This window comes from Streptomyces sp. NPDC127098, assembly GCF_042722465.1.
Taxonomy (GTDB): domain Bacteria; phylum Actinomycetota; class Actinomycetes; order Streptomycetales; family Streptomycetaceae; genus Streptomyces; species Streptomyces millisiae.
In genome coordinates, this window is record NZ_JBHXFJ010000059.1 from 1 (window position 1) to 21,056 (window position 21,056).

A 21,056-nucleotide genomic window follows, 5' to 3' on the forward strand; every position below is an offset into this window, starting at 1 on the left:
TTCGACGGCACGGGCTACTACCTGAAGTCGCCCGAGGAGATGTACGCCATCGACTCCTCGGACGCCTGGCAGCAGGGCTGCGCCAACACCATGCTCCTCGCCCAACGGGTCGACACCACGGGCTGGTTCGAGAAGCGCGACCTGATGCCGCGGTTCGACGTGCCCGAGGGGCACACCGAGATCTCGTGGTTCCGCGAGGAGGTCGCGCGCGGCATGGCCCGCCGCTACCCGGGCGGCGTCACCGAACGCCACCGCCGCCAGGCCGAGTACGAGATGGACGTCATCATCCAGATGGGGTTCCCCGGCTACTTCCTCGTGGTCGCGGACTTCATCATGTGGGCCAAGTCGCAGGGCATCGCGGTCGGTCCCGGGCGCGGTTCGGCGGCCGGTTCGCTGGTCTCCTACGCGATGGGCATCACCGACCTGGATCCGCTGGAGCACGGGCTGATCTTCGAGCGGTTCCTCAACCCCGAGCGCGTCTCCATGCCCGACGTCGACATCGACTTCGACGAGCACAGGCGCGGCGAGGTCATCCGGTACGTCACCGAGAAGTACGGCGCCGACAAGGTCTGCCTGATCGGCACCTACGGCACCATCAAGGCCAAGAACGCCATCAAGGACGCCACCCGGGTCCTCGGCTACCCGTACGCGATGGGCGACCGCATCACCAAGGCCATGCCGGCCGACGTCCTCGGCAAGGGCATCCCGCTCTCCGGCATCACCGACAGGGACCACCCGCGTTACGCCGAGGCGGCCGAGGTCAGGTCGATGTACGAGAACGAGCCGGACGTCAGGAAGGTCATCGACACCGCGCGGGGCGTGGAGGGCCTGGTCCGGCAGATGGGAGTGCACGCGGCCGGCGTCATCATGTCCAGCGAGCCCGTCACCGACCACATCCCGGTCTGGGTCAGGCACACCGACCGGGTCACCATCACCCAGTGGGACTACCCCACCTGTGAGTCGCTCGGTCTGCTGAAGATGGACTTCCTCGGCCTGCGCAACCTCACGATCATGGACGAGGCACTCGCGCTGATCGAGCGCGCCGGCGGCGACCGGCTCGACCTGCTCGCACTACCGCTCGACGACCGCGCCACCTTCGAACTCCTGGGACGCGGCGACACGTTGGGCGTCTTCCAGTTCGACGGCAGCGCGATGCGGTCGCTGCTGCGCATGATGAAGCCGACCCACTTCGAGGACATCACGGCGGTCACCGCCCTGTACCGGCCGGGCCCGATGGGCATGAACAGCCACATCAACTACGCCCTCCGCAAGAACGGCCAGCAGGAGATCACCCCGATCCACCCGGAGTTGGCGGATCCACTGCGTGACGTCCTGGACGTCACCTACGGTCTGGTGGTCTACCAGGAGCAGGTGCAGAAGGCGGCCCAGGTGCTCGCCGGCTACTCGCTCGGACAGGCCGACCTGCTCCGCCGCGCCATGGGCAAGAAGAAACCCGAGGTGCTGGCGAAGGAGTTCGTCACCTTCCAGCGCGGCGCGCGGGAGCGGGGCTACTCGGACGAGGCGATCCAGGCCGTGTGGGACACCCTGGTGCCGTTCGCCGGCTACGCCTACAACAAGGCACACGCCGCCGCCTACGCCCTGGTCTCCTACTGGACGGCCTATCTCAAGGCCAACCATCCGGCCGAGTACATGGCCGGCGTCCTGACGTCCGTCAAGGACGACAAGGACAAGATGGCCGTCTACCTCAACGAGTGTCGCCGGATGGGCATCAGGGTGCTGCCGCCGGACGTCAACGAGTCGGACGCCGACTTCACACCCAGCGGAGACGACCGGATCCGCTTCGGCCTGACGGCCGTCCGCAACGTGGGCCGGAACGTGGTGGACTCGATCATCCGCACCCGCGACTCACGGGGGAAGTACGCCGACTTCACCGACTACCTCGACAAGGCCGAGGTCGTGGTCTGCAACAAGCGGGCCACCGAGTCGCTGATCAAGGCGGGCGCCTTCGACCAGCTCGGCCACACCCGGCGGGGTCTCGCCGAGCGGTTCGAGCCGCTGATCGACGCGGCGGTCGCGGTCAAACGGCGGGAGGCCGAGGGGCAGTTCGACCTCTTCGGGGGCGTCGGCACCGCGTCCTCCGACTCGTCGCCGGTGCTCGGTCCGCCGGTCCACTTCGCGGAGGCCGAGTGGCCCAAGCCCCGGCTCCTGGCGCAGGAGCGGGAGATGTTGGGTCTGTACGTGTCGGACCACCCGTTGTTCGGGATCGAGCACATCCTGGACGAGAAGGCGGACGCGGCGATCTCGGCGTTCAACGGCGGCGACCACCCCGACGGGGCGGTGGTCACCATCGGCGGCATCATCTCCGGACTCCAGCGGAAGATGACCAAACAGGGCAACCCCTGGGCCATCGCCACCGTCGAGGACCTCGGCGGCTCCCTCGACTGCATGTTCTTCCCCGCCACCTACCAACTCGTCTCCACCCAACTCGTCGAGGACGCCGTCGTCTTCGTCAAGGGCCGCCTCGACAAACGCGAGGACGTCCCCCGCCTCGTCGCCATGGAACTCCAGGTACCCGACCTGAGCCACGCCGGCTCCGACGCCCCGGTCCGGCTCGAGATGGCGGAGTCCGCGATCACCCCGGCCTCGGTGCGGCGCCTGAAGGAGGCCGTGTTGGCCCACCCCGGCCCGACGGAGGTCCATCTCCACGTCCGGGGCCTGGAGAAGACGACGGTGCTCAGGCTCGGTCCGCGCGTCGCGGCCGGCCCTGGACTGTGGGCGGACCTCAAGGCGGCGGCAGCCGTACGACGGCTCGTCTGAACGGTCGTTCAAGCCCGCGATAGGGTGACCGCATGGGACACCGTGAGCGGTTGATGGCCGGCGCCAGGCGCCTCCTGGCGGAGCGCGGCTACGCCCGCATCACCTCGCGCGACCTCGCCGCGGCCGCCGAGGCCCCGCTCGGCACCATCAACTACCACTACGGCTCGAAGGAGGCCCTGCTCAACGCCGCCCTGCTCGAAGCGCTGCACGAGTGGGGCGACCGCACGGTACCGCGGCCCGAGCCGGCGGCCGAAGGGGGCGACGCCGAGCGGCTCGACCGGATGTGGTCGGACATCATCGAGTCGGTCACCACGCACCGGCCGATGCTGGTCGCCGCCGTGGAGGCCTACGCCCAGGCCGAGCGCTCCGAGGAGATCCGCCGGCAGATCGCCGAGGCACTGGAGCGGTCCCGCCCCCGGATGGCGGAGGAACTGCACGGCGTCGGCGCCGAGGCGGACGGCGAAGAGCGGGAGGCGCGGGCCATCGGCTCGGTCCACATGGCCCTGACCATCGGCCTCATCCACCAGTGGCTGGTCGACCCCGACCGCGCCCCGAGCGCCGCCGACCTGGCCCTCGGCCTGCGCGCCATCGCCCGACGCCTCGACGCGGCCGACGACTAGCCCTCTTCAGACGGTCGCTCAGCCCTCCCCCACGATCCGCTCGACCGCCCCCGCGACGAGCCGAGTCCTTCGACAACGGCGTCGTGGTCACCCACTTCGCCCGGCGGTGACCGGGGCCGGGCCGCCGGCTACGCCGCGCCGGAAGGCCCGCGCCACGGCCAGCCTGGCCCTCGCCTCCATGAGGGCGAAGCCGAGCAGGTTCGTGCCGGGCCAGCACGCCGGGTCCACCGCCCGGTCGTCGTCCGCCGCCAGGCCGATGCCCCATATCCGGTCCAGCGGACTCGCCTCGACCAGCACCCGGTCGCGCGTCCCCAGCAGGTAGGCGAGCAGGGCCGGGTCCTGGCCGAACTTCGCCACGTTCCCCCGGACCACGAGTTCGAAGCGGGCCGCCGCCCAGCGCCGCTCGTCGAACCCGCGCACCAGCCGCCCCAGCTTCTGGGCCTCGGCCGGATGCCGGGCCGCGAGGATCCGCTCCACCGAGCGCGCGTCGTCGAAGAGCCGCGCCTTGCCGGCCATCATCCAGTGCTCGGCGGTGGCGTATTCCTGCCCGTCCACCACGAAGGGCGAGGGGCACCACTGGCTGAACACCCCTGGCCCCGCCGAGCCGTCCGCCTCCGGCGGCCGATGCCGCCAGAACATCAGCCACCTCACCCTCGCCCCCGAGCCGACCAGCGCCGCCAACTCCTCGCGGCTCCGCGCCTCGACCGGGCTCCTCCCCCGCTCCGTGTCCATGCCCCGATACTCCCAGCCACCACTGACAGCCGGCCAGGGGATTCCCGCCGCGCCGCCCTACCTGCCGGCCCGCTCGCCGGCCGCGCCGATCACCGCCCCCACCGCGATCATGACGACATAGCTGTACACCTCGTAGCCCTCGGGCGCCAGGAAGCGCAGGAAGCCGAACACGCGGAACCAGCCAAGCCACTCGTTCAGCAGCCCGCTCGCGCCGCCGACGACCAGGACGAAGCAGAGCAGGCCCGACCCGACGGCGAGCGGGGACCTGCGGGATTCGGTCGACATCATGGCTCGACGCTACGAGCCCCGGGGCGCGCCGCGCGTCCGGCTTCGGTTCCGACCCGCCAGGACGAAGGTAGGTCTCCGCTCGTCCTTTGGTATCGCGTCGTCGCCCGGGCCGCCGGGACCGGCCGCGTCGCGCGTAGATTGCCGAGGCATGCGCCGCCTGCCTCCCGTCCACCGCACCCGCCGGGACTGGGCCGCCGACCTCGCGCTGCTGCTCTTCGCCGCCTGCTTCGCGGCGATCAGCTCGCAGTCCATACCGGTCGACGGCGCTCCCGGCCCCGCCTGGCGGGCCGTCGACCAGCTGGTCGGCGGCCTCGGATGCGCGGCCGTCCTGCTGCGGCGGCGCTGGCCCACGCAGTTGGCCGTGGCGCTGCTGCTGGCCGGCAGCCAGGCGCACTACCTGACGGGTCCGGCCATGGTGGCGCTGTTCACGGTGGCCGCGAACCGCCCCTGGCGCGTGACGGCCTGGGTGGCGGCGCTGGCGTTCGCCCCGCTCCCCGCCGTGCTCTGGCAGCTGCCCGAGCTGAGCCAGGACCGCGCCTCCTCGGCCGGCACCTACTTCGCGCTGCTGGCCGGCGCGATCGGCTGGGGGCTCTTCAGGCGCTCCCGCCGGCAGTTGATCGCCTCGCTCCGCGAGCGCGCGGAACTGGCCGAGGCGGACGCCGAGTTGCGGGCCGAGCGGGCCAGGCGGGAGGCGCGGGAGGAGATCGCCCGCGAGATGCACGACGTGTTGGGGCACCGGTTGTCGCTGCTGAGCGTGCACGCCGGCGCGCTGGAGTTCAACACCGGCGCCAGCCGGGACGAGATCACCACGGCCGCCGGGGTGATCAGGGCGAGCGCCCACCTGGCACTGCGCGACCTACGCCAGGTCATCGGCGTGTTGCGTACCGACCCGGCGAACGGCGACCGTCCGCAGCCCGAACTCGCCGACCTGCCGCGGCTGGTGGCCGAGGCCCGCACCGCCGGCGGGTCGATCGAGCTGATCGGACCGCCGGCCGATCCCGCGCCGCCGCCCCTGGTGGGCAGGACCGCCTACCGGATCGTCCAGGAGGCCCTGACCAACGCCCGCAAGCACGCGCCGGACGCGGCCGTCACCATCCGGGTGGCCGGCCGCCCGGCCGGCCGGCTCACCGTGGAGGTCACCAACTCCGCGCCGCCCACCGCAGCCCCGACCCGCCGGGAGAGCGGCGGTCATGGCCTGCTCGGGCTGACCGAACGCGCCAGACTGGCCGGCGGCGAGCTGCGGGCGGGACCGGCCGGGGGCGGGTTTCTGGTGTGCGCCTGGCTACCCTGGCCGGCGGTGGCGGAGAAGGAGGGCGGCCGATGATCCGGGTCCTGCTCGTCGACGACGACGCGATCGTGCGAGCCGGGCTGCGCCTGATGCTGGGCGGCGCCCCTGACGTCGAGGTCGTCGCGGAGGCCGCGGACGGCGCCGAGGTGGCGGCGCTGGTCGCCGCGCACCGCCCCGACGTGGTGCTGATGGACATCCGGATGCCCGGCGTCGACGGGCTGACCGCGACCGAGGCGCTGCGCGCCCGTCCGGAGGCGCCCGAGGTGCTGGTCCTGACCACCTTCCACACCGACGGGCACGTGGTGCGGGCGCTGCGCGCCGGCGCCGCCGGCTTCCTGCTCAAGGACACCCCGCCGGGCGAGATCGCGACCGCCATCCGCACGGTGGCCGCCGGCGACCCGGTGCTCTCGCCGGCCGTCACCCGGCAGCTCATCGACCAGGTCACGGGCGGCACCGGCCACGACGTCCTGGCCGCCACGGCGCGCGCGAGGCTGGCGCTGCTCGGCGAGCGCGAACGCGAGGTCGCCGAGGCGGTCGGCCGCGGCCGTTCCAACGCGGAGATCGCCCGCGAACTCCACCTGGCCGTCCCGACGGTGAAGAGCCACGTGTCCCGGATCCTCACCCGACTCGGCCTCAACAACCGAGTCCAGATAGCCCTGTTGGTCCACGACGCGCACCCGCGGAACCCTCCCGCGGGGCGTCGTGGTCAGGACGGCCGGGCGCGGTAGCGGTCGCCCCGCGACGGCGTCAGGTCTCCCGCGGTGGGCCGGCGGGGTCGGGCAGGCCCAGGCCGGCCAGGTCGGCCATGACCCGCACCTGGTGGTCGAAGTACTCGTGGCGGGCGTCGATCATGCCGTCGAGCCGGCCGAAGCACTCGAAGGTGACCAGGCCGAAGAGCTGCGTCCACAGGGTCAGCGCCATGGCGAGCACCCCGTCCGGCGGCACGGGCAGTTCGGGGGGCTCGGTGGGCCAGTAGCCCATCAGCCGCCGTACGTCCTCCCGCATCGCGGGCGGCAGCGGCCGCTCGGGCACGGCCTGGCGGCCGCCGCCGGACGCGCTGGCGAACAGGATGCCGGCGAGCGTGAGCAGGATCCGGGCGGCCGGTCCCACCGTCTCCCGCGGCGCGGCGTAACCGGGCACCGGACTGCCGTAGATCAGGGCGTACTCGGCCGGGTGCGCGAGCGCCCAGGTGCGCACGGCGTGGCAGAGGGCGAGCCAGCGCTCGGCCTGGCCCGCTGTCGGCGAGGCGGCGACAGCGGCGTCCACCGCGCCGGCCAGCGCCTCGTACGCCTCGGTGATCAGGGCACTGAGCAGCGCGTCCCGGCTGTCGAAGTAGCGGTAAAGCGCCGACGGCACCAGCCCGGTGTCGCGGGCCACGGCGCGCAGGGAGAGATTGGCCCCCTCGGAGGCCAGATGCCGGCGGGCGACCGCCAGGATCTCCTCGGTGATCTCGGCACGCACGCGTTGGCGGAGTGTTCTTCCTGGCATGACACCGGATTATGGCACGCGAGGAGAACGGGGGAGCGATTCGAGAACACTGTTCTTGCGCGGCAGGATTCCCGTGTGTACGGTTACCCCTACATAGAGAACACCGTTCTCGAAACAGAACGGCGTACCAGGAGGTCAACGTCATGCCCCAGCACGTGATCGTCGGAGCCGGCCCGGTCGGCACGGCCACCGCCCTTCTCCTCGCCGAACGCGGCGAGCGGGTACGCCTGGTGACGCGGCGTGGCACGGGCCCCGAGCACCCGGAGATCGAGCGGGTCGCCGCGGACGCCACCGACGCCGCCCGGCTCGCGGAGCTCACCGAGGGGGCGACGGCCCTCTACAACTGCGCCGCTCCGCCCTACCACCGCTGGGCCGAGGAGTGGCCGCCGCTGGCCGCCGCCGTGCTCGGCGCCGCCGAGTCCTCCGGCGCGGTGCTGGTCACCGCCTCGAACCTCTACGGGTACGGCCCGTTCGACGGCGCCGTCACGGAAGCGGCCCCGCTGCGCGCGACGGGCGTCAAGGGCCGGCTGAGGGCCCGCCTGTGGCAGGAGGCGCTGGCCGCACACGAGGCTGGCCTTGTCCGAGCCACCGAGGTGCGCGGCGCCGACTACCTGGGCGCCGGCACCCTCTCGATGCTGACCGCCGCCGCGCTCCCCGCGGCCCTTGCCGGCCGCCGGGCCCGGGTCCCCGCCGACCTCGACGCCCCGCACAGCTGGACCTACGTCGGCGACGTCGCCCGCATCCTGGTCGCGGCCGCCGGCGACGAGCGCGCCTGGGGCCGCCCCTGGCACGTGCCGAGCGCCCCGCCGCGTTCCATCCGCCAACTCACCTCGCTCGCCTGCGACATCGCCGGCGCCCCCGCCCCCCGGCTGGCCACCATGCCGCGCCCGGTGCTGTGGCTCGGCGGCCTGTTCGACCCCCTGGTCCGCGAACTGCGCGAGACCCAGTACCAGTTCAGAGGGCCCTTCGTCCTCGACTCCACCGCCGCGACCGAGACCTTCGGCCTCACCCCGACGCCGATCGAGGACTCCCTGGCCGAGACCGTCCGGGCCCTGCCTGGGTCCGGCACGGGCTCGGCCGCGCCGGACCGTCCCTGATCGGGGCGACGCCGGAAGCCTCGTTCGTCAGAGCTCGCGGACGGGGCGGGCGGGGTTGCCGACCGCGACGACGTCGGCCGGGACGTCCCTGGTGACCACCGCGCCGGCGCCGATCACGGAGTTGTCGCCGATGGTCACGCCGGCGAGCACGATCGCCCCGCCGCCGAGCCAGACGTTGTCGCCGATGGTGATGGGGCGCGCGGCCTCCAGCTTGTCGCGGCGCGGCTCGGGCTCCAACGGGTGCGTCGGGGTGAGCAGTTGGACGTTGGGGCCGATCTGGCAGTCCTCCCCGATGGTGATCCGGGCGACGTCCAGCGCGGTCAGGTTGTAGTTGACGAAGGTGCGGGCCCCGATGCTGATGTTGCTGCCGTAGTCGACGTACAGCGGGGGCCGCACCTCCGCGCCCTCGCCGAGCGAGCCGAGCAGCTCGACCAGGAGGGCGCGGGCGGAGTCCGGGTCCTCGACGCAGGCCGCCTGGTAGCGGGCGGCGAGCCGCATGGCGTGCCGCAGCCGCCTGCCGATCTCCGGGTCGTCGGCGATGTAGAGGTCACCCGCGAGCATCCGCTCCAGGTGCGTGCGCGGATCGCCCGCGAAGTGCTCCTTGACCATGTGTACGATCGTACGCCCCGGCGGGCCGCTCGCCGCCCGCCCGGGCGTCAGGCACCGACATAGGCCGCCAGATGCTGGCCGGTGAGGGTGGAACGGGCGGCGACGAGGTCGGCGGGGGTGCCCTCGAAGACGATCCGGCCGCCGTCGTGGCCGGCGCCGGGGCCGAGGTCGATGATCCAGTCGGCGTGCGCCATGACCGCCTGGTGGTGCTCGATCACGATGACGGACTTGCCGGAGTCCACGAGCCGGTCGAGCAGGCCGAGCAGTTGCTCGACGTCGGCCAGGTGGAGGCCGGTGGTCGGCTCGTCCAGGAGGTAGACGCCGCCCTTCTCCGCCATGTGGGTGGCCAGCTTGAGCCGCTGCCGCTCGCCGCCGGAGAGCGTGGTGAGCGGCTGGCCGAGCGTCAGGTAGCCGAGCCCGACGTCGACGAGCCGGCCGAGCACGGCGTGCGCGGCCGGGGTGCGCGCCTCGCCGGCGCCGAAGAACTCCTCGGCCTCGGCCACCGACATGGCGAGCACCTCGCTGATGTCCCGGCCACCGAGGTGGTGTTCGAGCACCGCCGCCTGGAACCGCTTGCCCTCGCACTCCTCGCAGGGGGTCGCGACGCCGGCCATCATCGCCAGGTCGGTGTAGACGACCCCGGCGCCGTTGCAGTTGGGGCAGGCGCCCTCGGAGTTGGCGCTGAACAACGCCGGCTTCACGCCGTTGGCCTTCGCGAAGGCCTTGCGGATCGGGTCGAGCAGTCCGGTGTAGGTCGCCGGGTTGCTCCGCCGCGAGCCACGGATCGGGGCCTGGTCGATCGCCACCACCCCCTCACCCGGGCGCCCGGCCAGCGATCCGTGCAGCAGCGAGCTCTTGCCCGAGCCGGCGACGCCGGTGACGACGGTGAGCACCCCGAGCGGGATGTCCACGTCGACGTCGCGCAGGTTGTTCGTGGTGGCGCCGCGGATCGGCAGCGTGCCGGTCGGCCGGCGCACCGTCTCCTTGACGGCGGCCCGGTCGTCGAGGTGGCGGCCGGTGATGGTGTCGCCGGCCCGCAGCCCCTCGACGGTGCCCTCGAAGCACACGGTGCCGCCGGCCGCGCCGGCGCCCGGGCCCAGGTCGACGACGTGGTCGGCGATGGCGATGACCTCGGGCTTGTGCTCCACCACGAGCACCGTGTTGCCCTTGTCCCGAAGCCGCAGCAGCAGGTCGTTCATCCGCTGGATGTCGTGCGGGTGCAGGCCGATGGTCGGCTCGTCGAAGACGTAGGTCACGTCGGTCAGCGAGGAACCCAGGTGCCGGACCATCTTGACGCGCTGCGCCTCACCGCCGGAGAGCGTGCCGGATGAGCGGTTCAGCGACAGGTAGCCGAGGCCGATCTCCACGAACGAGTCCAGGGTCCTGCCCAGCGCGGTGAGCAGCGGCGCGACGTTGGGCTCGTCGAGGCCGCGGACCCACTCGGCCAGGTCGCTGATCTGCATGGCGCACGCGTCGGCGATGCTGGTCCCCTCGATCTTCGACGACCGGGCCGCCTCGCTGAGCCGGGTGCCGCCGCACTCGGGGCACTCGGTGAAGGTGACCGCCCGGTCCACGAACGCCCGGATGTGCGGCTGCATCGCCTCTTTGTCCTTGGACAGGAACGACTTCTGGATCTTGGGGATCAGCCCCTCGTAGGTGAGGTTGACACCCTCCACCTTCACCTTGGTCGGCTCCCGGTAGAGGAAGTCCGCCATCTCCCGCTCGGTGAACTCGCGGATCGGCTTGTTCGGGTCGACGAAGCCGGACTCCGCGTAGACCCGCACGGTGAAGAAGCTGTCCGACTTCCAGCCCGGGATGGTGAACGCGCCCTCGGCGAGCGACTTGGAGTCGTCGTAGAGCTGGGTGAGGTCGATGTCGGACACGGCGCCGCGCCCCTCGCAGCGCGTGCACATGCCGCCGGTGCGGGAGTAGGTCGCCTTCACGGCCTTCTTGGCGCCGCGCTCGACCGTGATCGCGCCGCTCGCCCGGACCGAGGCGGTGTTGAAGGAGTACGCGCTGGGCGGCCCGATGCGCGGCTGCCCGAGCCGGCTGAAGAGGACGCGCAGCATCGCGTTGGCGTCGGTGACGGTGCCGACCGTGGAACGGGGGTCGGCGCCCAGCCGCTGCTGGTCGACGACGATGGCGGTGGTCAGGCCGTCGAGCACGTCGACCTCGGGCCGGGCCAGGGTCGGCATGAAGCCCTGGACGAAGGCGCTGTAGGTCTCGTTGATCAGCCGCTGCGACTCGCCGGCGATGGTGCCGAAGACCAGGGAGCTCTTGCCGGAGCCCGAGACGCCGGTGAACACCGTGAGCCGGCGCTTCGGGATCTCGATGCTGACATCCTTGAGGTTGTTCTGGCGCGCGCCGTGCACGCGGATCAGATCGTGGCTGTCGGCGGCGTGCGGCGCGGGCGCGTCCTTCCCCGTGGCCTTGCTCATCGTGTTCTCCATGGTGTCGGGATCCGGGTCGGGGATCCGGGTCGTGCGAGGGCCGCCCTCGCGGTCGTGGTCTCGGCGTCGCCTGGCTGAATCCGACCGGCGTCGTGCAGTATGTCTGATTCACCTTCGTCGGCACGACGGTGGTTCAGCGGACCTCGTTGAAACGGATCATGTTGCCCGCGGGGTCGCGGAAGGCGCAGTCGCGGAACCCGTAGGGCTGGTCGGTCGGCTCCTGCACGACGTCGGCGCCGCTGTCCCGCACCCGCGCGAAGGTGGCGTCCAGGTCGGTGGTGGCCAGGGTGATGCGGCCGTAGCTGCCCTTGGCCATCATCTCGACGAGGGTGCGCCGCTCCTCCTCGGTGATGCCGGGGTCCATGGCCGGCGGCTCGAGGACGAGCGCGGTGCCGGACTGACCGGCGGGGCCGACGGTGATCCAGCGCATCGTGCCGCTGCCGACGTCGTTGCGGACCTCGAAGCCGAGGGTGTCGCGGTAGAAGGCCAGGGACGCCTCGGGGTCGTCGTGCGGGAGGAAGGTCCAGTGAATGGTTATGTCCATGGCTCGAACACTAGGTACACGTCTCTGACCGGTGCTTCTTCATTCCTGATCGGTTCCGGCCGCCCATCATGGAAGCCCGCCGTGGCAGACTGACCGGGTGAGACGGCAGGACCTCGACGACCTCGTCCGGCTGCGGCGGGCCCGCGACCGGATGGACCGCGACTACGCCCAGCCGCTGGACGTCCCGGCGCTGGCGCGCGAGGCCCTGATGTCGACCGGCCACTTCGCCCGCAGCTTCCGCGCCGCCTACGGCGAGACGCCCTACAGCTACCTGATGACCCGCCGCATCGAGCGGGCCAAGGCGCTGCTGCGGCGCGGCGACCTCTCGGTGACCGAGGTCTGCTTCGCGGTCGGCTGTACGTCGCTCGGCTCCTTCAGCACGCGCTTCACCCAGCTGGTCGGCGAGAGCCCGAGCGCCTACCGGGCCCGGGACCATGATCACGGCGCGGCCATTCCGGCGTGCATCGCCAAGATCCACACCCGACCGGTCAGGAACGGAGAAGCGAGCGCCGCCCCCCAGCCGTAGCGTGATCACTATGAACATCAGCCTTTCCCAATGCTTCATCGCCGTCGACGACCACGACAAGGCGATCGCCTTCTACCGCGACGTCCTCGGCCTGGAGGTCCGCAACGACGTCGGCTTCGAGGGCATGCGCTGGGTGACCGTCGGGGCGCCCTCCCAACCGGACGTGAACATCGTGCTGGAACCGCCGGCCGCCGACCCGAACACCTCGCCGGCCGACAAGCAGGCCATGGCGGAGCTGATGGCCAAGGGCCTGCTGCGCGGCGTCATCTTCTCCACGGACGACTGCGACGCCCTCTTCGAGCGCGTCAGCGCCTCGGGCGCGGAGGTGCTGCAGGAGCCCACGGACCAGCCCTACGGCGTCCGCGACTGCTCCTTCCGGGACCCGGCGGGCAACATGCTGCGCTTCAACCAGCCACTGAAGAAGTGACCCCCCGCGGGCCCGGGCACCCACCCGGGCCCGCGCCACGGGCGACGGGCGACGGGCGACGGGCGACGGGCGACGGCATGAGCCGCGCCGGCCAGGCGACCGCTCAACCGCTCGGCGTGCCGATCCGCAGCCGGTTCCCGTCCGGATCGCGCAGCTCGATCTCACGCCCCCACGGCGCCTCCTCCGGCCGGACGCCGAACTCCGCCGCGACCTCGTCCAGATCGCGCACCCGCAGGTAGACCAGGGTGTCGGGGCGCGCGTCCCCCTCGTGCTCGGAGAGGAAGAGCCGCACCGCACCGCGCGCGACCTCCGTGAACACGGGAAGGCCGGGCTCGAAGCGGTGCTCCCACTGCTGGACGAAGCCGAGCCGCGCATACCAGGCGACCGCCGCGGCGGCGTCCCCCACCCGCAGGATCGGGATGATCTCCTCTGTCATCCGGCGATCGTCCCACCGCCCACTGACAGTCGCCGCGAACCCGGCGCACGGGCGCCCACCGCACGACGCGTCGGGTCCACCGTGACCGTGGCGGGGTTCGCCCGCATCATGCCGGACGGTTCGTGCGCCGAATCGTCGCCGTACCCGATCACCACGCGTCGCGTGGGGCGCCGCCGGGGTCAGTGCCAGCGCCCCCCGCACGAGCCTGCCGCCGACCAGGCCCGCGCCGCCAGCCGCGTGACGGGCCCAACTCATCACACCGTCACACCCCTTGACTCCCGCCAAGCCCGCCGGGAACACTCTGGGCGCACGATCAGCAAGCGCTTGCCGCCGGGCGCGCGCCATCCCGATGAACGTTTCACGAGCCGCGCGCCACATCCCGCTTATGAATCGATTCACCCCGGGATCGGCCCTGCCCGCCGGCAAGCCCGTGCCACCAACCACACAGGAGTGAACGGATGGACGGAAGAGCTGCCACGCCCCCCACGGGCCACCGCAGACGGACGGTCCTGCGGGCCGCGCTCGCCGGCGCGGCCACGGCCGGCGCCGCCGGCCTCGCGCTGCCCGGGACCGCCCGCGCCGCCGACTCGGCGGGCACCGCGACCGACTCGGCGGGCACCGCGACCGGGCCCACGATCTACATCGCCAGCGACTCGACCGCCCAGACCTACGACCCCTACTACGCGCCCCAGGCCGGCTGGGGCGAGGTGCTCGGGCAGTTCTTCTCGGACGCCGTCACCGTCGCCAACCACGCCATCGGCGGGCGGAGTTCGCGGAGCTTCATCGCCGAGGGCCGACTCCAGGCGATCCTCGACGTCATCCAGCCCGGCGACTACCTGTTCGTGCAGTTCGGCCACAACGACGCCACGATCAGCCGGCCCGAGCGCTACACCCCGCCGGCCGACTACAAGGAGTTCCTGCGCAACGACTACATCGGCGGCGCCCGCGCCCGCGGCGCCGTCCCGGTGGTGGTCACGCCCGTCTCGCGCCGTGACTTCAACCGCGCCACCGGGAAGTTCAACGTCTCCTTCCCCGAGTACGTGGCGAAGGCCGTCGAGGTGGCCGCCGAGGAGGGCGTGCCGCTGGTCGACCTCTCCGCCTCGAGCCGCGCCTACCTGGACGGGGTCGGCATCGAGGAGGCCAGGTCGGTCTTCCTGCACGTGCCGCCCGGCGTCTACCCCAACCGCCCGTTCGGCACCATCGACGAGACCCACTTCCAGCACTACGGCGCCGTCCGGATCGCCCGGCTGATCGCGCTCGACGTGGCCCGGCTCGGCGTCCCGCTGGCGCGCCACGTCCGGAACACCGCGCCACCGCGCCACCGCCCCGACCGGCCGACCGTCGCGCCCACCGCGACGCTGGTCTCGCACGAGGGTGCCAGGCTCACCTGGGACGAGGTGCCGGGCGCCGAGCTCTACCGGATCCAGCGACGGCGGCGCGACGTGCCGGACGACGAGTACACCCTCGCCACCACCTCGCCCATCCCGCTGGCCGACATCGGCGGCCTGGCCGAGGACACCGCCTACGACCTGCGGGTGATCGCGGTCAACGGCCGCGGCCAGTCCGCCCCCTCGCCCAGGCTGCGGCTCACCACCCGCACCGCCGACCTGCGGTACGACTTCGGCCCGGCCGACAGCCCGGTCGCCGAGAGCTTCGTCGGGGTGAGCCCGGAGACCCTGTACACGCCGGAGCGCGGCTACGGCTTCACCGACGCCACCGGCCTCATCACCCGGGACCGCGGCCCCGGCACCGACGACCTCGGGCGCGACTTCGTGGCCTACTTCGACGGGCGCTACGAGTTCAGGACCGACACGCCGAACGGCACCTACGCGGTGACCGCCTACGTCGGCGACGCCGCCGGCTCCTCCCGCTCCGGCTTCGTCCTCGAGGGCGGCGACCGCGGGCAGGTGATCGGTTCGCCGAACGCCATCACCCGGCAGACCTTCACGCTGGTCGACGTCCGGGACGGCCAGCTGAGCGTCACCGTCTACGGCCAGACCGGCCACCTCAACGGCCTGGTGATCACCAGGGTGGGCTGACCGCCGCCCTTCCCCGACGCGGGCCGGGACGCACCGGCCCGCCGTCCGTCAACAAACATCAACGTTCCAACAGGCTTACACAAGTCTTGACGGAACCGATCAGCGATTGCGAGACTCGCCCGCAATGAGAGCGCTTTCCATCGCTCGAATGAATCGATTCATCCCGAAAAGCCCCGCCCCGGGCCCGAGAGCAGAACGCACCGCCACCCTCCGACGAGCAAAGGAGCACCGGATGGGCACCAGAGCCGCCGCCCCCGTCCCGAGAGCTCGGCGCGCGCCCCGCCTCGGCACGCTGCTGACCGCGGCGCTCGCCGCCCTCGCCACGGCCGCGGCCGGCCTCTCGGCCCCGGCGGCGGCCGCCTCGGACGCCGACCGGCCGCACCGCCCGGCGCGCCAGATGGAGAACCTGGACCGCGCCCCGGTGGCCGTGGCGACCGAGGACGGCGTCTTCGTCGGCTGGCGGATGCTGGGCCTGGACCAGGAATCCGTCGCCTTCCACGTGTACCGGGACGGCGAGCGCATCACCCGCCGCCCGGTCACCGGCGCGACCAGCTTCACCGACCCGCGCGGCACCGAGGACTCCGTCTACCAGGTGGCGGTGGTCCGCGGCGGCCGGGTCGCCGAGCGCACCGAGCGGTTCGGAGTGTGGGAGCGGCAGTACCGGGAGATCCCGGTGAACCGCCCGCCGGACGGCGTGACGCCGACCGGCGCCACCTACTCCTACCGCCTCAACGACGCGAGCGTCGGCGATCTCGACGGCGACGGCCGCTACGAGATCGTGCAGAAGTGGGAGCCGAGCAACGCGCAGGACAACTCGCGTTCCGGCTACACGGGGAACGTCTACCTGGACGCCTACACGCTGGACGGCGAGCAGTTGTGGCGTATCGACCTCGGCCCCAACATCAGGGCCGGCGCGCACTACACCCAGCTGATGGTCTACGACCTCGACGGCGACGGCCGCTCCGAGGTGGCGGTGAAGACGGCCGACGGCACGGTGGACGGCACGGGCTCGGTCATCGGTGACCCGACCGCCGACCACCGCAACGCCTCCGGCTACGTGCTGGCCGGGCCCGAGTACCTGACGGTGTTCGACGGCGAGACCGGGGCCGCGCTGGACACCGTGGAGTACACGCCGCCGCGCGGCGACACCTGCTCCTGGGGCGACTGCTACGGGAACCGGGTGGACCGGTTCCTGGCGGGCGTCGCCTATCTGGACGGCGAGCACCCGTCCGTGGTGTTCGCACGCGGCTACTACACGCGCACGGTGCTGGCCGCCTACGACTTCGAGGGCGGGAGCCTGGAGCGCCGCTGGACCTTCGACTCGGCGCAGGCGGGTCGGGAGTACGAGGGGCAGGGCAACCACAACCTCTCGGTGGCCGACGTGGACGGGGACGCCAGGGACGAGATCGTCTACGGCTCGATGACGATCGACGACGACGGCTCCCCGCTGTACAACACCCGGCTCGGACACGGGGACGCGCTGCACGTCGGCGACTTCGCGCCGGACCGGCCTGGGCTCGAGGTGTTCGCGCCGCACGAGTCCATGTCGGCCTCGGGCAACCGGGGCGCGACGTTCAGGGACGCGGCCACCGGCGAGATCATCCACGAGCTGCCGGGCACCAGGGACACCGGTCGCGGCGCCGTGGGCGACATCGACCCGAGGTACGACGGCGCCGAGAGCTGGGCGGTCACCGCGACCGGCGCGTGGAACTCACGCGAGGGCCAACTCCGGGCCGCGGACGGCACGTTGGTCGGCACGGACATCCCCTCGGCCAACTTCATGATCTGGTGGGACGGCGATCCGCTGCGCGAGATCCTCGACCACGACTTCGTGGAGGGTACGGATCCGGCCGGCCGGCCCTATGTCGCCGAGTGGGACTGGGAGTCGGGCGAGCAGCGCGTGGTCTTCCAGCCGGACGGCGTCTACTCCAACAACTACACCAAGGGCACCCCGGTGCTCCAGGCGGACCTGTACGGCGACTGGCGCGAGGAGGTCGTCTACCGCACCCAGGACGACTCCGCGCTGCGGGTCTACACGACGACCGAGGAGACGGAGCTGCGGCTGCGGACGCTGATGCACGACCCGCAGTACCGGCTCGCGGTGGCCTGGCAGAACGTCGCCTACAACCAGCCCCCGCATCCGAGCTACTTCATCGGGGAGGGGATGGCCGACCGGCAACCGCGGCCGAACATCCGCTACACGGCTCGGCACTGAATGTCCAGACTCAACTGAATAGCCTTTCTGATCGGCCGGTTCCCTTCCCTCGCGGGGCGGAGTCGGCCGGTCGGAATGGCCGACCGCTATTCCGATGGATCTCGTAGTTGATCCAGTGGTCGATCCATGTTTCGCCGGGTCACGACGGCGTTTCTGAAAAGTTATCCGCGATCCGGTTGCCGGGCGGGGACCCGGAGGTATTGTAACGATTCACTTCGGCCGGGCGCCGGAACCGAAAAGGGCCAAGCCACCGCCTCCGGAGTGTAGTTCCACATTGACAGAGCAGGGAGGCTCCTATGTCAATCAGAAAGACCGCGACGAGCGGCATCGCTCTCGCCCTGGCCGGTTCGCTGGCCCTTACCGCCTGCGGCTCCGGGGGCGATGACGGCGGCGACGACGGAAACGTGACGCTCAACTTCACCTGGTGGGGCAGCGACGAGCGGTCCGAGCGTTACGAGGCCGCCATCGATCTCTTCGAGGAGGCGAACCCGGGCATCACGGTCCAGACGAGCTTCGCCGAGTTCCAGGACTACTGGACCCAGCGCAGCACCGACGCCACCTCGGGCGAACTCCCTGATGTGCTGCAGATGGACGTCTCGCGACTGCTGGAATATTCCAACAACGGTCTGCTGTACGACCTCACCGAATTCGAGGGAAACGGCATCGACACCTCGACGATCGACGAGGGGCTGCTCGAGTCGGGCCGCACCAATGAGCAGTTGGCCGCCATTCCCACGGGCTCCAATACCCTGGCGCTGATGGTCAACCCGGACCTGGTGGAGGAACTCGGCGTCGAGCTGCCCGACTGGGACTACACCTGGGAGGAGTACCAGGACTTCGTCGTGGCGGCCAGCGAGGCCGGCGCGGACCGCGACCCCCAGGTGTACGGCGGTGGTGACTACACCATGACCTGGTGGTTCTTCATGCAGTACCTCGTCCAGCAGGGCGTCGAGCCGTTCTCCGAGACCGGCGAGATGAACTTCACCGAGGACGACATGCGCGACTTCATCAGCAGCGCCGACCCGGTTCGCGAGGCCGCGGGCGGCGACGCCTTCTTCCCGCTGGAACGCGGCGAACAGCTCCTGCCCAAGGGTGGGTTCACCAGCGGCGAGGCGCCCGTCGAGTTCCACTGGGACAACTTCATCAGCGGCTACAGCAACGACCTCGGCAGCGACAACATCCAGCTGATGCCGATGCCGACCGGCGCCGACGGCCAGAAGCACATGTTCTTCAAGCCGACCATGCAGCTGGCGATGGGCGCCAACACGGCCCACCCCGAGGAGGCCGCCGCGCTGATCGACTTCCTGATCAACGACCCGGAGGCGGGCCAGATCATCGGCACCGACCTGGGCGTGCCGTCCTCCCAGACCCGGCTCGAGGCGCTGGAGGTCGAGGAGGGCGGCCTGGACCAGCGGGTCATCGAGTACGAGCAGCGCGTCCGTGACGAGGGCTACGCCACCGCGACCGTGCCGTTCCAGCCGGAGGGTTTCGGTGCCCTGGAGACCGAGTACGTGGAGGTCCTCTCCCAGGAGTTCCAGTACGGGCAGATCTCCGTGGACGAGTTCGTCGAGCGCTGGTTCTCCGAGGCGTCCAACCTCCTGGTGACCTCCTGACCGGCGTCGGCTCCATGTGACCCGTGTGACACCGATTCACCGAACGGAACCCCCTCATGACCATCACCCATGAGGCGACCCGGTCCGCTCAGGTCGGCAAGCCCCCGCGACGGCCGCAGAACCGGCGGCCGTCGCGGCGGGCCGCCGAGACCCGGGCCGGCTACGCCTTCCTGGCGCCCTGGTTGCTCGGCTTCATCGCCCTGACCGCGGGGCCGATGATCGCCTCGCTCTACCTGGCCTTCACCGACTTCCACCCGATCCGCGGCGGCGAGTGGATAGGCGTGGAGAACTTCACCCGCCTGTTCGACGACCCGCGCTTCCTGGACTCGGTCCAGGTCACGCTGACCTACGCCATCGTCGGCACGCCGATCAAGCTGGCCGCCGCGCTCGGCGTGGCCATGCTGCTCAACAACCGCCGCCGGGGCCAGGGCCCCTACCGGTCGATGTTCTACGCGCCCTCGCTGATCGGGGCCAGCGTCTCCATCGCCATCGTGTGGAAGGCGATGTTCAACGACCAGGGCATCGTCGACGACGTCGGCGACTTCTTCGGCACCTGGCAGGGTGGCTGGGTCGGCGACCCGGGCAAGACGATGCCGATGATGGTCCTGCTGACGGTCTGGCAGTTCGGCGCGCCGATGGTCATCTTCCTGGCCGGCCTCAAGCAGATCCCGGGCGAGCTGTACGAGGCCGCCGAGGTGGACGGGGCGGGTCCGTGGCGCAAGTTCACGCGGATCACGCTGCCGATGCTCTCGCCGGTGCTGTTCTTCAACCTGGTGCTGGAGACGATCCACTCCTTCCAGGTGTTCGCCTCCGCGTTCATCATCTCCGGCGGCCGCGGCGGCCCGGCCAACTCGACGCTGTTCTACACCCTCTACCTCTACCAGCGCGGTTTCGGGCAGGGGCAGTTGGGCTACGCGGCGGCGATGGCCTGGCTCCTGGTGATCGTGGTCGGCGTCATCACGCTGATCTTCTTCAGGACCTCCCGCTACTGGGTCCACTACACCGGGGAGGGCCGATGAGCACCGCCACCCTCACTGAGCAGCACGAGACGTCACGCCGCCGGGCCAAGCGGCGGCGGGCCGGGCGGACCGTCGTGTTCCACGCCGTGGTCTGGGCGATCGCCATCGTGATGCTCTACCCCGGCGTCTGGATGCTGCTGTCGTCCTTCCGGCCGACCAACCAGATCATCGGTGAGACGGGGCTGATCCCGGACGACACCACGCTGGACAACTTCAGGAACGCGCTGGACGGCATCGGCGGCATCTCGTTCTGGACGTTCTTCGGGAACTCCCTGTTCCTGGCCGTCGGTTCGGTGGTCGGCGTCTGCCTGTCGTGCTCGGTGACGGCGTATGCCTTCGCCCGCATCGACTTCCCGGGCCGGGGGCTGTTCTTCAGCCTGATGATCGGCACCCTGCTGCTGCCGTTCCACGTGGTGATCATCCCGCAGTTCATCATGTTCAACGAGATCGGCTGGACGGACTCGTACCTGCCGCTGCTGGTCGGCAAGTTCCTGGCCGCCGAGGCGTTCTTCGTCTTCCTGATGGTGCAGTTCATGCGGAACCTGCCGCGCGAGCTGGACGAGTCGGCGCGCATCGACGGCGCCGGGCACCTGCGGATCTTCTCCGCCATCATGCTGCCGCTGATGCGTCCGGTACTGGCGACGTCGTCGATCTTCGCGTTCATCTGGAGCTGGAACGACTTCCTGGCGCCGTTGATCTACCTGCGGAGCCCGGACAAGTACCCGCTGCCGCTGATGCTGCGTCAGTTCACCGACCAGACCTCCGTCTCGGACTACGGTGCGCAGATGGCGGCGGCCGTGCTGGCGCTGGCACCGGTGATGATCTTCTTCATCCTCTTCCAGCGGTACATCGTGGAGGGTGTGGCCACCCAGGGGTTGAAGGGATGA

The 21,056-nt window shown here is 71.3% G+C and carries 19 protein-coding genes; 12 read left to right on the forward strand and 7 right to left on the reverse strand.

What is annotated here, in order from left to right; all coding sequences use genetic code 11:
* Nucleotides 1-2,778, forward strand: a 2,778-nt coding sequence (gene dnaE, locus ACFWI8_RS28300) for a DNA polymerase III subunit alpha (protein ID WP_387097159.1), incomplete at its 5' end; no start/stop codon positions are given.
* A gap of 32 nt (nt 2,779-2,810) precedes the next feature.
* Entirely contained in the window at nt 2,811-3,398 is a 588-nt protein-coding gene (locus tag ACFWI8_RS28305) for a TetR/AcrR family transcriptional regulator (protein ID WP_387097162.1), read from the forward strand.
* An 87-nt stretch (nt 3,399-3,485) separates the two neighbouring features.
* On the opposite strand, the gene ACFWI8_RS28310 is transcribed toward ACFWI8_RS28305, so the two are convergent.
* Together ACFWI8_RS28310 and ACFWI8_RS28315 are read right to left on the reverse strand one after the other, a co-directional pair.
* Entirely contained in the window at nt 3,486-4,130 is a 645-nt protein-coding gene (locus tag ACFWI8_RS28310; RefSeq protein ID WP_387097165.1) for an NADAR family protein, read from the reverse strand.
* 57 nt (nt 4,131-4,187) lie between these two features.
* Entirely contained in the window at nt 4,188-4,418 is a 231-nt protein-coding gene (locus ACFWI8_RS28315; RefSeq protein ID WP_387097168.1) for a hypothetical protein, read from the reverse strand.
* A 148-nt stretch (nt 4,419-4,566) separates the two neighbouring features.
* Between ACFWI8_RS28315 and ACFWI8_RS28320 the strand changes: the two genes are divergently transcribed.
* Together ACFWI8_RS28320 and ACFWI8_RS28325 are read left to right on the forward strand one after the other, a co-directional pair.
* Nucleotides 4,567-5,742 carry a sensor histidine kinase gene (locus ACFWI8_RS28320; RefSeq protein WP_387097170.1) on the forward strand — a complete coding sequence of 392 codons (1,176 nt, stop codon included), beginning with the start codon at nt 4,567-4,569 and terminating at the stop codon, nt 5,740-5,742.
* Nucleotides 5,739-6,434, forward strand: coding sequence for a response regulator (locus ACFWI8_RS28325; protein WP_387097172.1), 696 nt, complete (start codon nt 5,739-5,741; stop codon nt 6,432-6,434). Before ACFWI8_RS28320 ends, ACFWI8_RS28325 begins: the two co-directional genes overlap by 4 nt.
* A gap of 19 nt (nt 6,435-6,453) precedes the next feature.
* On the opposite strand, the gene ACFWI8_RS28330 is transcribed toward ACFWI8_RS28325, so the two are convergent.
* Nucleotides 6,454-7,194, reverse strand: a complete 741-nt coding sequence (locus ACFWI8_RS28330; RefSeq protein WP_387097173.1) for a TetR/AcrR family transcriptional regulator — start codon at nt 7,192-7,194, stop codon at nt 6,454-6,456.
* A gap of 143 nt (nt 7,195-7,337) precedes the next feature.
* Between ACFWI8_RS28330 and ACFWI8_RS28335 the strand changes: the two genes are divergently transcribed.
* Nucleotides 7,338-8,291, forward strand: coding sequence for an NAD-dependent epimerase/dehydratase family protein (locus ACFWI8_RS28335; RefSeq protein WP_387097174.1), 954 nt, complete (start codon nt 7,338-7,340; stop codon nt 8,289-8,291).
* A gap of 27 nt (nt 8,292-8,318) precedes the next feature.
* On the opposite strand, the gene ACFWI8_RS28340 is transcribed toward ACFWI8_RS28335, so the two are convergent.
* The 3 genes from ACFWI8_RS28340 to ACFWI8_RS28350 form a co-directional block, all read right to left on the reverse strand.
* A complete protein-coding gene (locus tag ACFWI8_RS28340) occupies nt 8,319-8,900 on the reverse strand; it encodes a sugar O-acetyltransferase (RefSeq protein WP_387097177.1) in 582 nt (193 codons plus the stop codon).
* Nucleotides 8,901-8,947: 47 nt separating this feature from the next.
* The gene (locus ACFWI8_RS28345) at nt 8,948-11,338 is read right to left on the reverse strand and encodes an ATP-binding cassette domain-containing protein (RefSeq protein ID WP_387097180.1); all 2,391 of its coding nucleotides are present in this window, start codon (nt 11,336-11,338) and stop codon (nt 8,948-8,950) included.
* A gap of 145 nt (nt 11,339-11,483) precedes the next feature.
* Nucleotides 11,484-11,894: a VOC family protein gene (locus ACFWI8_RS28350; protein ID WP_387097182.1), complete on the reverse strand. Its 411-nt coding sequence runs from the start codon at nt 11,892-11,894 to the stop codon at nt 11,484-11,486.
* Nucleotides 11,895-12,045: 151 nt separating this feature from the next.
* Between ACFWI8_RS28350 and ACFWI8_RS28355 the strand changes: the two genes are divergently transcribed.
* On the forward strand, nt 12,046-12,420 hold the full coding sequence (locus ACFWI8_RS28355; protein ID WP_387097266.1) for a helix-turn-helix transcriptional regulator: 375 nt from the start codon (nt 12,046-12,048) through the stop codon (nt 12,418-12,420).
* A 10-nt stretch (nt 12,421-12,430) separates the two neighbouring features.
* Nucleotides 12,431-12,847 (forward strand): VOC family protein, encoded by a 417-nt coding sequence (locus ACFWI8_RS28360; RefSeq protein WP_311600979.1) that lies wholly within the window; start codon nt 12,431-12,433, stop codon nt 12,845-12,847.
* Between the two features lie 103 nt (nt 12,848-12,950).
* On the opposite strand, the gene ACFWI8_RS28365 is transcribed toward ACFWI8_RS28360, so the two are convergent.
* Entirely contained in the window at nt 12,951-13,283 is a 333-nt protein-coding gene (locus ACFWI8_RS28365) for a glyoxalase superfamily protein (protein WP_387097184.1), read from the reverse strand.
* A 458-nt stretch (nt 13,284-13,741) separates the two neighbouring features.
* On the opposite strand from ACFWI8_RS28365, the gene ACFWI8_RS28370 reads away from it, so the two are divergent.
* The 5 genes from ACFWI8_RS28370 to ACFWI8_RS28390 all read left to right on the forward strand — a co-directional run bounded on the left by ACFWI8_RS28370 (nt 13,742) and on the right by ACFWI8_RS28390 (nt 21,056).
* Nucleotides 13,742-15,322: a GDSL-type esterase/lipase family protein gene (locus tag ACFWI8_RS28370; RefSeq protein WP_387097187.1), complete on the forward strand. Its 1,581-nt coding sequence runs from the start codon at nt 13,742-13,744 to the stop codon at nt 15,320-15,322.
* A 232-nt stretch (nt 15,323-15,554) separates the two neighbouring features.
* Nucleotides 15,555-17,537, forward strand: a complete 1,983-nt coding sequence (locus ACFWI8_RS28375; RefSeq protein ID WP_387097190.1) for a rhamnogalacturonan lyase — start codon at nt 15,555-15,557, stop codon at nt 17,535-17,537.
* Nucleotides 17,538-17,833: 296 nt separating this feature from the next.
* Nucleotides 17,834-19,150 carry an ABC transporter substrate-binding protein gene (locus tag ACFWI8_RS28380; RefSeq protein ID WP_387097192.1) on the forward strand — a complete coding sequence of 439 codons (1,317 nt, stop codon included), beginning with the start codon at nt 17,834-17,836 and terminating at the stop codon, nt 19,148-19,150.
* Between the two features lie 56 nt (nt 19,151-19,206).
* The gene (locus tag ACFWI8_RS28385; protein WP_311600973.1) at nt 19,207-20,169 is read left to right on the forward strand and encodes a sugar ABC transporter permease; all 963 of its coding nucleotides are present in this window, start codon (nt 19,207-19,209) and stop codon (nt 20,167-20,169) included.
* Entirely contained in the window at nt 20,166-21,056 is an 891-nt protein-coding gene (locus ACFWI8_RS28390) for a carbohydrate ABC transporter permease (RefSeq protein ID WP_387097194.1), read from the forward strand. The genes ACFWI8_RS28385 and ACFWI8_RS28390 overlap by 4 nt, the downstream gene beginning before the upstream one ends.